The following is a 12,729-nucleotide window of genomic DNA, read 5'->3' as shown; positions in this document are numbered from 1 at the left end:
AACAGATACGTTACCTTTAGACCTCGGGCGATACCTAAATGTTCGCTGTGCGGAAACCCTCGGAAAGGCCTGCATGTTCACGAAGATCCTGGTAGCCAATCGCGGAGAGATCGCCATCCGGGCCTTCCGCGCAGCCGTCGAGCTCGGCGCGAAGACCGTCGCCGTGTACCCGTTCGAGGACCGCAACTCGCTGCACCGCCTGAAGGCGGACGAGGCCTACCAGATCGGCACCCCGGGGCATCCGGTGCGCGCCTACCTCGACGTGTCGGAGATCATCCGCGTCGCGAAGGAGTCGGGCGCCGACGCCATCTACCCGGGCTACGGCTTCCTCTCCGAGAACCCCGAGCTGGCCCAGGCGGCCGCCGAGGCGGGCATCACCTTCATCGGCCCGCCCAAGCAGGTGCTCGAGATGGCCGGCAACAAGGTCACGGCCAAGGAGCACGCGATCGCCGCCGGCGTGCCGGTGCTCAAGTCGACGCCCCCGTCGCGCGACATCGAGGAGCTCGTCGCCCAGGCCGACGAGATCGGCTTCCCCATCTTCGCGAAGGCGGTCGCCGGCGGCGGCGGCCGCGGCATGCGTCGCGTGAACTCGAAGGACGACCTCCGTTCGTCCCTCGAGGAGGCCATGCGCGAGGCCGACAGCGCGTTCGGCGACCCCACGATGTTCCTCGAGCAGGCCGTGCTGCGCCCGCGCCACATCGAGGTCCAGGTGCTCGCGGATGCCGCGGGCGAGACCGTGCACCTCTTCGAGCGCGACTGCTCGGTGCAGCGCCGTCACCAGAAGGTCATCGAGATCGCGCCCGCCCCGAACCTCTCCGACGACGTGCGGCAGTCGCTCTACCGCGACGCGATCGCGTTCGCGAAGTCCATCGGCTACGTCAACGCCGGCACGGTCGAGTTCCTGCTCGACACCGCGGGCGAGCGCGCCGGCCAGCACGTGTTCATCGAGATGAACCCGCGCATCCAGGTCGAGCACACCGTGACCGAGGAGGTCACGGACGTCGACCTCGTCGTCGCGCAGATCCGCATCGCCGCGGGGGAGTCGCTCGCCCAGCTCGGGCTCGAGCAGGACCAGATCCGACTCCGCGGCGCCGCACTGCAGTGCCGCATCACCACGGAGGACCCGACCGCGGGGTTCCGGCCCGACACGGGCAAGATCACGACCTACCGCTCGCCGGGCGGCGCCGGCATCCGCCTCGACGGCGGCACGATCAACCCCGGCGCCCAGATCAGCCCCCACTTCGACTCGATGCTGGCAAAGCTCACCTGCCGCGGGCGCGACTATCCGGCGGCCGTCGCCCGCGCGAAGCGAGCGCTGGCGGAGTTCCGCATCCGCGGCGTGTCCACGAACATCCCGTTCCTCCAGGCCGTGCTCGAGGACCCGGCGTTCATCGCCGGCGACCTCAGCACGTCGTTCATCGACGAGCGCCCGCAACTGCTCCGCGGGCGCGTCTCGAAGGACCGCGGCACGAAGATCCTGAACTGGCTCGCCGACGTCACGGTCAACCAGCCCAACGGCCCCGCGCCGACGGCCGTGCACCCCGCCGAGAAGCTGCCCGAGCTCGACCTCTCCCAGCCGGCGCCCGCGGGCTCCCGCCAGCGGCTGCTCGAGCTCGGCCCGGCCGGCTTCGCGGCGGCCCTGCGCGCCCAGACGCCGGTCGCCGTCACCGAGACCACGTTCCGCGACGCCCACCAGTCGCTGCTCGCGACGCGCGTGCGCACGCGCGACCTCGTGGCCGTCGCGCCCTACGTCGCCCGCATGACCCCGCAGCTCCTCTCGGTGGAGGCGTGGGGCGGCGCCACCTACGACGTCGCGCTCCGCTTCCTCGGCGAGGACCCGTGGGACCGCCTGGCCGCGCTCCGCGAGGCGCTGCCGAACATCAACATCCAGATGCTGCTCCGCGGGCGCAACACGGTCGGCTACACGCCGTACCCGACCGAGGTCACCGATGCGTTCATCCGCGAGGCGGCCGCCACCGGCGTCGACATCTTCCGCATCTTCGACGCGCTGAACGACGTCGACCAGATGCGCCCGGCGATCGACTCCGTGCTCGCCACGGGCCACGCCGTCGCCGAGGTCGCACTCTGCTACACGGGCGACCTGCTCGACCCGGCAGAAGACCTCTACACGCTCGACTACTACCTGCGCCTCGCCGACGAGATCGTGGCCGCGGGCGCGCACATCATCGCGATCAAGGACATGGCGGGCCTTCTGCGCCCGACGGCCGCCGAGAAGCTCGTCGGGGCGCTCCGCGAGCGGTTCGACCTGCCCGTGCACCTGCACACGCACGACACGGCGGGCGGCCAGCTCGCCACGCTCCTCGCGGCGAGCCGCGCGGGCGTCGACGCGGTCGATGTCGCCAGCGCCCCGATGGCGGGCACCACGAGCCAGCCGTCGGCGTCGTCGCTCGTCGCCGCGCTCGCGCACACCGAGCGCGACACGGGCATCTCGCTGCAGGCCGTCGCCGACCTCGAGCCCTACTGGGAGGCCGTGCGCCGCATCTACAAGCCGTTCGAGTCGGGCCTGCCCGGCCCCACCGGCCGCGTGTACCACCACGAGATCCCGGGCGGCCAGCTGTCGAACCTGCGCCAGCAGGCCATCGCGCTCGGCCTGGCCGACGACTTCGAACTCATCGAGGACATGTACGCGGCGGCGAACAACATCCTCGGGCGGGTGCCGAAGGTCACCCCGTCGTCGAAGGTCGTCGGCGACCTCGCCCTGCACCTCGCCGCAGTGAAGGCCGACCCGGCCGACTTCGCCGAGCACCCCGAGAAGTACGACGTGCCCGACTCGGTCATCGGCTTCATGGCGGGCGAGCTCGGCGACCTGCCGGGCGGCTGGCCCGAGCCGTTCCGCTCGAAGGTGCTCGCCGGCAAGGACGTGCGCATCGGCGTGACCGAGCTCACCGACGACCAGCGCGGCGCCCTCGAGGCCGACAGCGCGACGCGTCGCGCAACGCTCAACACGCTGCTGTTCCCGGCGCCGACCCGCCAGTACGAGCAGATCCGCGAGCTGTTCGGCGACCTCTCGGTCGTCGACACGTCCGACTACCTCTACGGCCTGCGCCCCGGCGCCGAGCACGTGATCGAGATCGACAAGGGCGTACGCCTCTACGCGGGCCTCGAGGCGATCGGCGAGGCCGACGAGAAGGGCATGCGCACGGTCATGACCATCCTCAACGGCCAACTGCGCCCCGTGTTCGTGCGCGACCGCAGCATCGTCGTCGAGACCCGCGCGGCCGAGAAGGCGGATGCCTCGCAGCCCGGCCACGTCGCCGCGCCGTTCTCGGGCGTGGTCACGCTGCAGGTCGAGCCGGGCGCCGAGATCGCGGCCGGGCAGAGCGTCGCGTCGATCGAGGCGATGAAGATGGAGGCCGCGATCACGTCGCCCGTGGCGGGCGTCGTGGAGCGCGTCGCGATCCCGAAGACCCAGCAGGTGGAGGCCGGCGATCTGCTCGTCGTGGTGCGCCCGCGATAGGCTGTCGGTGAGTTCGCACTGAACTCCGCACTGCATTCCGCACTGATGAGGAGGGGTATCGGTGTCAGACGACAGGGGCGATGACCACGACACGACACGCCGCGCGACCGGGGGGCACGCCGCAGCCGTCGACCGCGGCCGGCTGGCACCGTCCACCGGTGCGCACGCCGCGTCGGCGCTGCCCGACAGCCTGAACATCCGCGTCGACCTCCCACCCGCTCCGCGACCCGAGATGCCGGAAGACGAGGTGGCGGTCGCGATCGACGACGTCGCCGTGAACCCCGCCGTGACCGACGGCGGGCCGAGCACCACGTCGGTCGAGGTCGTGACCCCCGCCCTCTCGGCGGCGGGCTACCGGCAGTCGTATCGTCGCGACACCTCGCCCTACGGCGCGCTGCTGGCCGCCGACGAGTCCCGCCTCCGCCGTGAGCGCGTCACGACCGACACGGGCAGCCACGTCGCGATCGTCGACGTGCCCGACGCCGAGGTCGTCCCGGCCGAGCTGCCCGAGCCGTCGGAGTCCCTGACCGCCGACCGGCTCATCGACCTCAACCGCACGACCCGTCCGGCGCCGCACGGCGGCTTCAACCGGTTCCTCTACGAGGCGTCGCTGCACCTGGTGAACCTCGGCGACTCGGCGAAGGTCCGGGCGTACAAGGAGCTCAGCGGACGCATCCAGCGACGCTTCGAGGGCGGCGCGCGCTTCGTGCCCGTGCTCACGCGCAAGGGCGGCGTGGGCAAGACGACCGTGACGACCCTGCTCGGCATGGCCCTCGCCGACGCGCGCGACGACCGCATCGTCGCCATCGACGCGAACCCCGACCGCGGCACGCTCGCGGAGCGCGTCGATCGGCAGACCCGCGAGACCGTGCGCGACGTCGTGAACAAGGCGTCGTCGATCGGCGGCTACACCGACTTCTCCAACTTCGTCTCCCGCGACGAGACGCGGCTCGACATCCTCGCGTCCGACACCGACCCGACGCTCTCCGAGGCGTTCGACGACGACGACTACAACGTCGTGGCCGGCCTGGCGGCGCGCTACTACTCGATCGTGCTCACCGACTGCGGCACCGGAATCGTCCACTCGGTGATGCGGGCGACGCTCCAGCGCGCCGACTCGATCGTCGTCGTCTCGGGCGGCAGCGTCGACGAGGCGCGACTCGCGTCCGAGACGCTGACCTGGCTCGAGGCCAACGGCTACGGCGAGCTCGTGCGCAACGCCGTGGTCGCGATCAACCTGGCGACGCAGGGCACCCATCTCGTCAAGGTCGACGAGATCGAGGCCCACTTCGCCTCGCGCGTGCGCGAGATCGTGCGGATCCCGTACGACCCGCAGCTCGCCGCCGGATCCGTCGTGCACTGGGACGAGCTGCGTCCCGTGACGCAGCACGCGGCCCGCGAGCTCGCCGCGCTCGTGGTCGAAGGGCTGCCCGTGGACCGCGGGCACTGATCGGAGCGCAATTGCCGGAACGTCCCATTCGCCTGTTCGGCGACCCCGTCCTGAAGACCGTCTCAGCCCCCGTCGAACAGATCGACGATCGGGTGCGCGCGCTCGTCGCCGACCTCGTCGACAGCGTGCGGCTGCCGGGTCGCGCCGGCGTCGCCGCGTCGCAGATCGGCGTCAACCTGCGGGTGTTCAGCTACAACATCGACGGCGACGTCGGCTACGTCATCAACCCCGAGATCGTCGAGGTCACGGGGGACCGCGAGCTCATCGACGAGGGATGCCTCTCGGTCCCGGGCCTGTGGCACAAGACGCCGCGGCATCCGTTCGCCCGCGTTCGCGGCATCGACCTCGACGGCAACGAGATCGAGGTCTCGGGCACGGGCCTCATGGCGCAGGCGCTGCAGCACGAGACCGACCACCTCGACGGCATCCTCTACCTCGACCGGCTCGAGAAGGACGAGCGCCGTGCGGCGATGAAGGAGGTGCGCGAGTCGGACTGGTTCTGACCGCGCACGCGACCCGGGCACGGCGGATGCCGCCGGCCCGACACGCGAGAGGGCCCCGCGGCATCCGCGGGGCCCTCTCGTGTCGTGGAAGCGGCTCAGTGCACGATCGAATGACCCTCGGTCGCGGGAGCGCCCGAGTACATCGTCTCGATCTCGATGGAGAAGTCCTCGAGGATCACGTTGCGCTTGATGCTGAGCTTCGGCGTGAGGTGGCCGCTCGCCTCGGTGAGCTCGGTCGGCAGGATCGTGAACTTGCGGATGGACTCGGCGCGCGAGACGTGCTCGTTCGCCGCGTCGATCGCCCGCTGCACCTCGGCGAGGACGGCCGCGTTGTTCGTGGCCTCCTCGAGGCTCATGCCCGCGTCCTCGTCGTTGTTGTTCAGCCACACCGGGAGCATCTCGGGGTCGAGCGTCACGAGCGCCGAGATGAACGGCTTCTTGTCGCCGACCACCACGACCTGGCCGACGAGCGGGTTGGCGCGGATCGGGTCCTCGAGCGCGGCCGGGGCGACGTTCTTGCCGCCGGCCGTGACGATGATCTCCTTCTTGCGGCCGGTGATCGAGAGGAAGCCGTCGGCGTCGAAGCTGCCGAGGTCGCCCGTCTTGAACCACTCGCCGTCGAACGCCTCGGCGGTCGCCTCGGGGTTCTTCCAGTACTCCTTGAAGACGTCGACGCCCTTGACCTGGATCTCGCCGTCGTCGGCGATGCGCACCGAGACACCCGGGAGGGCCGGGCCGACGCTGCCGATCTTCGACTTGGTCGCGAGGTTGACCGTGGCCGGGGCCGTGGTCTCGGTGAGGCCGTAGCCCTCGAGGATCGTGATGCCGAGCGCGTGGTAGAAGTGGCCGAGGCGAGGACCGAGCGGGGCGGAGCCCGAGACGGCGTACTTCACGTTGCCGCCCATCGCATGACGGAGCTTGCCGTACACGAGCCGGTCGAAGAGCATGAACTTCAGCTTGAGGCCGAACGGGACCTTTCCGGCCTCCTTCGCCGTCGAGTACGCGACGGCGGTGTCGGCGGCGGCGCGGAAGATCTTGCCCTTGCCGCCGGCCTCGGCCTTCTGCTCCGAGACGTTGTAGACCTTCTCGAAGACCCGCGGCACCGCGAGCAGGAAGGTCGGCTTGAAGCTCCCGAGCGACGGGAGGAGCTGCTTCGTATCGGGCTGGTGACCGACGCGGACGCCGGCATGCACCGACAGGACCGCGATGAAGCGGGCGAAGATGTGCGCGGTGGTGATGAACAGCAGCGTCGAGGCGCCGTCGGGGTCGGCCACGACCTCCTTGAGCGCGACCGCGGCGTTGCGGCAGAGCTCGACGAAGTTGGAGTGGGTGAGAACGCAGCCCTTGGGCTTGCCGGTGGAGCCCGAGGTGTAGATGAGCGTGGCGATGTCGGAGCCGACCGCGATGTTGCGGCGGCGCTCGATCTCCTCGTCGGAGACCCCGGTGCCCGATGCCGTGAGCTTGTCGAGGTCGCCGAGGTCGATCTGCCACACGTTGCGGATGGCGGGCAGATCGGGGTGCACCTCGTCGAAGCGGGCGAAGTGGTCGGGCGTCTCGACGATGACGGCGATCGCCCCGGAGTCGCTGACGTTCCACTTGACCTGCGAGGGCGAGCTCGTCTCGTAGATCGGAACGAGCACGGCGCCGGCGAACCACGTCGCGAAGTCGATGAGGGTCCACTCGTAGCGCGTCTTGCACATGAGGCCGATCTTGTCGCCGGGTTGGATGCCCGCGGCGACGAGGCCCTTGGCGAGGGCCACGACCTGGTCGTGGAACTGCTTGGTCGTGACCGGGGACCAGCCACCGTCGCCGGTGGGGAGGGAGAACAGGACCGAGTCGGGCGTCGCCGCGACGCGCTGCACGAGGAGGTCCGTGACATTCGCGTCGGGGTCGGCTGGGACGACGGCGGGGGTATCGAATTGGATCACGGTAGCTCCTTCGGCACCGGGGAAGCTCGGGCGCGACAGGGCGCGCGAACCTCGGCATTGGGGTCGACTACACTCTAGCCGTTGCGCGTGCGGCCACGAGGGCTCGGGCGTGCTCGGTCCCAACCCCTGCGAAAGGCGGCTCCCTCGTGCACGCGATCGGCATCGACATCGGCGGGACGAAGATCGCGGGGGCCGTCGTCGACGAGTTCGGCGCCATCGTGCGGTCGGAGCGAGTGCCCACGCCGGCGGGCGATCCGCAGCTCCTCGAGGACGCGGTCGTCGCCATGATCGAGTCGTTGTCCGACGACGGACCGGCCGCGGCGGTGGGCGTGGCCGCCGCGGGCTTCATCGACGCCGCGCAGTCGACCGTCTACTACGCCCCGAACATCCACTGGCGCAACGAGCCGTTCCGCGAGAAGCTCGAGGCCCGCGTCGGCACGACCGTGGTCGTCGACAACGACGCGAACGCCGCCGGCTGGGCCGAGTTCCGGTTCGGCGCCGGCCGCCTCGTGAGCGACATGGTCATGCTCACCGTCGGCACGGGCGTCGGCGGCGCGATCGTCGCCGGCGACCGGCTCTTCCGCGGCGGCTTCGGCGCCGGCGCCGAGCTCGGCCACATGCGCCTGGTCCCCGGCGGCATCGCCTGCGGCTGCGGCCAGTACGGATGCCTCGAGCAGTACGGCTCGGGCCGCGCGCTGCTGCGCATGGCCAACGAGATCGCCGACGCCGGTGGTATCGGACGGGAGCTCGCCGCCGCGCGCGAGGAGCGCGGCGCGCTCGACGGCACGATCGTCGGCGGGCTCATCGAGCAGGAGGACCCGGGGGCGGTGGCCGCGCTCCGGCAGCTCGGCCACTGGCTCGGCGAGGCGTCGGCGTCGCTGTCGGCGGTGCTCGACCCGCAGCGCTTCGTGTTCGGCGGCGGTGTCGCCGTTGCGGGGGAGCTGCTGCTCGGCCCGATCCGCGAGGCATACCTCCAGCACCTCCCGGCGCGCGGCTACCACCCCGAGCCCGACTTCGTCATCGCGGAGCTCGTGAACGACGCCGGCGTCGTCGGCGCGGCCGACCTGGCGCGCGTGTGGGTCGAGGAGCACGCCTGAGCCGCTCGGCGCTAGGCTGAATCGTTCGTTCGGCGACGAGGGGAGGTCCGGGTGTTCTACTGGATCATGAAGAACATCGTCATCGGGCCGATCCTGCTGGCGATCTTCCGGCCCTGGGTCGTCGGCCTCCAGAACGTCCCGAGGGACGGCGCGGTCATCCTCGCCTCGAACCACCTCTCGTTCATCGACTCGATCTTCCTCCCGCTCATCGTCGACCGCCGAGTGATCTTCCTCGCGAAGAGCGAGTACTTCACCGGCAAGGGCCTCAAGGGCTGGGCGACGCGCACCTTCTTCCAGGCAGCGGGGCAGCTTCCCATCGACCGCTCCGGCGGCAAGGCGTCCGAGGCCTCGCTCGCGACCGGCCTCCGGGTGCTCGGGGAGGGCGGCATCCTCGGCATCTACCCCGAGGGCACGCGCAGCCCCGACGCGCGGCTGTACCGCGGTCGCACCGGAGTGGCCCGCATGGTGCTCGAGGCCGGCGTGCCCGTGATCCCCGTCGCGATGATCGGCACCGAGAAGGTCATGCCGATCGGCACGCGGCTGCCGAAGGTGCGCCGCATCGGCATCATCATCGGCGAGCCGCTCGACTTCTCGCGGTTCGAGGGCCTCGAGGGCGACCGGTTCGTGTTGCGCTCCGTGACGGACGAGCTCGTCTACGAACTTCGGTCGCTGAGCGGCCAGGAGTACGTCGACGTGTACGCCAGCTCCGTGCGGGAGCAGCGGGCCGCGCAATCGGGGTAGGCTCGTGGAAGCGGCGGCGCGCAGGCGACGCCGCGTTTCCCGTTCCGGCGCGCTTGCGCCCCGACCCCTCAGGACACTCCCGTGGTACAGCTCCTCGAGCCCGTCGTCAACGCAGATCCCTCCGTGATCGACGGCCTCGACTATTGGCGCACGCTGCCGATCAAGCAGCAGCCCACGTGGCCCGACGCCGAGGCGGCGCACGCGGCATCCGCCGAGCTCGCGACCCTGCCCCCGCTCGTGTTCGCCGGCGAGGTCGACATGCTGCGCACCCGCCTCGCCGCCGCGTCGCGCGGCGAGGCGTTCCTGCTGCAGGGCGGCGACTGCGCCGAGACGTTCGCCGGGGCGACCGCCGACCAGATCCGCAACCGGGTCAAGACCGTGCTGCAGATGGCGGTCGTGCTCACCTACGGCGCCTCGATGCCGGTCGTGAAGATGGGGCGCATGGCGGGGCAGTTCGCGAAGCCGCGCTCGAGCGACACCGAGACGCGCGGCGGGGTGACGCTGCCGGCCTACCGCGGCGACATCGTGAACGGCTACGACTTCACGCCCGAATCGCGCCAGGCCGACCCGGCGCGCCTCGTGCGCGGCTACCACATGGCGGCGTCGACGCTGAACCTCATCCGCGCGTTCACGCAGGGCGGATTCGCCGACCTGCGGCAGGTGCACTCGTGGAACCAGGGCTTCTCGGCGAACCCCGCGAACATCCGCTACGAGTCCCTCGCCCGCGAGATCGATCGCGCGATCAAGTTCATGGAGGCCTGCGGCGCCGACTTCGAGGCGCTGAAGCACACCGAGTTCTACACGGGCCACGAGGGCCTGCTCATGGACTACGAGCGCCCGATGACCCGCATCGACTCCCGCACGGGCACGCCCTACGACACGTCGAGCCACTTCATCTGGATCGGCGAGCGCACGCGCGACCTCGACGGCGCGCACGTCGACTTCCTGTCGCGGGTGCGCAACCCGATCGGCGTGAAGCTCGGGCCGACCACGTCGCCCGAGACGATGCTCGAGCTCGTCGAGAAGCTCGACCCGCACCGCGAGCCGGGCCGTCTCACGTTCATCACCCGCATGGGCGCCGGCAAGATCCGCGACGCGCTGCCGCCGTTGCTCGAGGCGATCAAGCGCAGCGACGCGAACCCGCTGTGGGTCACCGACCCCATGCACGGCAACGGCATCACCACGCCGAACGGCTACAAGACGCGTCGCTTCGACGACGTGGTCGACGAGGTGCGGGGCTTCTTCGAGGCGCACCGCGCCGCGGGCACCTACCCCGGCGGCATCCACGTGGAGCTCACGGGCGACGACGTCACCGAGTGCCTCGGCGGATCCGAGCACATCGACGAGGAGACCCTCGCGACGCGCTACGAGTCGCTCTGCGACCCGCGCCTCAACCACATGCAGTCGCTCGAGCTGGCCTTCCTCGTGGCCGAGGAGCTCACGGCACGCTGACGGCCGACGGCGGGGTGTCCAGGCGGATGCCCCGCCGTGGTCGTGTGCGCCGACGGATGCCCCGCGGCATCCGCTCGGGCTCAGCCGAAGTTGACCGTGACCTCTGAGCCGCGCTTGAGCTTCTCGCCGGCCGCCGGGCTCTGCACCGACGCGACGACGGCGCCCTCGAGGAAGCCGGGCACGTTCGACGTCACCGTGAACCCGAGCGCCTCGAGCTGCTGGCGTGCCGAGGCGACGGTCTGGCCCGTGATGACGTTGGGCACCTCGATCAGGTCGGGACCCTTCGACACGGTGATCACGATGGTGTCGCCGGGGCGAACGGGATCGGTCGCCGGGGCCCATGAGATCACGTGATCGGCGGGCACCTCGTCGTTGAACTCGGGGTCGGCGGTGCCCACCACGAGTCCCGCACCGGTGATGGCGGCCTCGGCGTCGGCGACGGGCATGCCCGTCACGTCGGGGATCGCGCCGACCGAGACGACGAGCGTGAGGTCGCCGAGCTCGGGGTACTCGGCTCCGACGGGGTTGCCGTCGGCCCCGAGGACCGCGATGACCGAGCCCGCTGCGATGTCGCCCGAGAACTGCTGCGCGGCCTGCTCGGCGACCGTGAAGTCTCCGAGGGCGGCGCGCGCGTCGGCCTCGGGCTGGCCCGACACCTGGGGCATGGGCAGCATGCGCGGCCCGAGCGAGACGAACATGGTCACGGTCGATCCGCGCCGGGCCTGCTCGCCCGCGGCCGGATCGGTGCCCGAGACCTGTCCCGCCGGCACCCGTGGGTCGTTGCGCTCGGCGTCGGCGACCTGGAAGCCCTCCTCGACGAGCGCCTGGCGGGCGTTGTCGGGCAGCAGGGTCGCCGTCTCGGGGACGGTCGCCATGGCTCCGGGCCCGGCGCCGAAGTACCAGCCGGTGCCCGCCGCGAGCCCGGTGAGCAGCAGCACGAGCGCGAAGATCCAGTAGCCGCGACGCCGACGGCGGTCGGAGCTCGCCGACAGGGCGGTCGCCGCCTCGTCGTCGGATGCCTCGGGGGGCGCCGGCGGCGCGATCACGGGGCCGCCGCCGATGACGGTGGTCGCGGCGGTCGCGACGCCCACGGGCATCGCCGCGTCGGGGAGCACGACCGTGGCCTGCGTGCGCGGCGCCTGCCGTGGCGCGCGGATCGCGGGCTCGACCTCGCGGAGCCGGTCGAGCATGTCGCGCGCGTCGTGCGGACGCTCCTCGGGGTCGCGCGCCGTGGCCCAGAGCACGAGCTCGTCGAGCTCGACGGGCACCGCCGGGTTCTTCGAGCTCGGCGTCGGCACGGTGTCGTTGGCGTGCTGGTAGGCGATCTGCATCGGCGCCTCGCCCACGTAGGGCTGCTCGCCGGTGAGCATCTCGTACATCATGATGCCCACCGCGTAGATGTCGCTGCGCGCGTCGGCGACGCCGCGGGTCACGAGTTCGGGGGACAGGTACGCGATGGTGCCGAGCAGGGCCTGTCCGGTCGCGGTGTTCGCGCTCGCGGCGCGCGCGAGGCCGAAGTCGCCGAGCTTGATGCGCCCGTCGTCGGCCAGCAGCACGTTCTCGGGCTTGAGGTCGCGGTGCACGATGCCGGCCTTGTGCGCGGCGGCGAGGCCGGCCAGCACGGCGTCCATGATGTCGACCGTCTGCTCGGGCGTGAGCTTCTTGTAGTCCTTCAGCAGCTCGCGCAGCGTGATGCCGGGCAGGTACTCCATGACCAGGTAGGCCATGTCGGAGTCCTGGCCCTGGTCGAACACGTTCACGACGTTCGGGTGCGCGAGCCGCGCGGCCGAGCGCGCCTCCTGGACGAAGCGGGTCTTGAAGGTGTTGTCGTCGGCGAGGTGGCCGTGCATGATCTTGATCGCGACGCGGCGCTCGAGGCGCAGGTCGGTCGCGAGGTAGACCGTGGCCATGCCCCCGCGGGCGATCCGCGAGCGCACCTGATAGCGGCCGTCGACGAGACGGCCGATCATCGGGTCGGCGGGCGCGGTGGTCACCGTTCGAGTGTACGAACCCGTGCATGCCCCAACCCGACTAAACGCCGAGGAATGGCGGAATCGCAACGGCTTCGTGACCCCGGATG

Annotated in this window: 8 protein-coding genes; 6 read left to right on the top strand and 2 right to left on the bottom strand. The window is 71.1% G+C overall.

The genetic code is table 11. The features are described 5' to 3' along the window. Positions 1-73 precede the first annotated feature (73 nt). The 3 genes from ACWGO8_RS18880 (at position 74) to def (ending at position 5,431) form a co-directional block, all read left to right on the top strand. Positions 74-3,478, top strand: a complete 3,405-nt coding sequence (locus ACWGO8_RS18880; protein WP_452044477.1) for a pyruvate carboxylase — start codon at positions 74-76, stop codon at positions 3,476-3,478. A 61-nt stretch (positions 3,479-3,539) separates the two neighbouring features. Then, the gene (locus ACWGO8_RS18875) at positions 3,540-4,928 is read left to right on the top strand and encodes a nucleotide-binding protein (RefSeq protein ID WP_452044476.1); all 1,389 of its coding nucleotides are present in this window, start codon (positions 3,540-3,542) and stop codon (positions 4,926-4,928) included. Between the two features lie 11 nt (positions 4,929-4,939). After that, positions 4,940-5,431: a peptide deformylase gene (gene def, locus ACWGO8_RS18870; RefSeq protein WP_376954460.1), complete on the top strand. Its 492-nt coding sequence runs from the start codon at positions 4,940-4,942 to the stop codon at positions 5,429-5,431. Positions 5,432-5,526: 95 nt separating this feature from the next. Here the strand turns inward: def and ACWGO8_RS18865 are convergent, their stop codons facing one another. After that, positions 5,527-7,359: an AMP-dependent synthetase/ligase gene (locus ACWGO8_RS18865; protein WP_452044475.1), complete on the bottom strand. Its 1,833-nt coding sequence runs from the start codon at positions 7,357-7,359 to the stop codon at positions 5,527-5,529. Positions 7,360-7,505: 146 nt separating this feature from the next. Between ACWGO8_RS18865 and ACWGO8_RS18860 the strand changes: the two genes are divergently transcribed. From ACWGO8_RS18860 to ACWGO8_RS18850, 3 genes are all read left to right on the top strand, one after another. Then, positions 7,506-8,456: an ROK family glucokinase gene (locus ACWGO8_RS18860; protein ID WP_376954462.1), complete on the top strand. Its 951-nt coding sequence runs from the start codon at positions 7,506-7,508 to the stop codon at positions 8,454-8,456. Positions 8,457-8,507: 51 nt separating this feature from the next. After that, positions 8,508-9,197 (top strand): lysophospholipid acyltransferase family protein, encoded by a 690-nt coding sequence (locus ACWGO8_RS18855; protein WP_452044474.1) that lies wholly within the window; start codon positions 8,508-8,510, stop codon positions 9,195-9,197. Positions 9,198-9,278: 81 nt separating this feature from the next. Beyond that, positions 9,279-10,649, top strand: a complete 1,371-nt coding sequence (locus ACWGO8_RS18850) for a class II 3-deoxy-7-phosphoheptulonate synthase (RefSeq protein ID WP_452044473.1) — start codon at positions 9,279-9,281, stop codon at positions 10,647-10,649. 80 nt (positions 10,650-10,729) lie between these two features. On the opposite strand, the gene pknB is transcribed toward ACWGO8_RS18850, so the two are convergent. Next, entirely contained in the window at positions 10,730-12,643 is a 1,914-nt protein-coding gene (gene pknB, locus ACWGO8_RS18845) for a Stk1 family PASTA domain-containing Ser/Thr kinase (RefSeq protein ID WP_452044472.1), read from the bottom strand. Positions 12,644-12,729 lie beyond the last annotated feature (86 nt).

It is taken from the genome of Agromyces sp. NPDC055661, assembly GCF_053618135.1.
The sequence above is the reverse complement of the archived record's forward strand: the minus strand, read 5'-3'. Positions and strand labels throughout refer to the sequence as shown.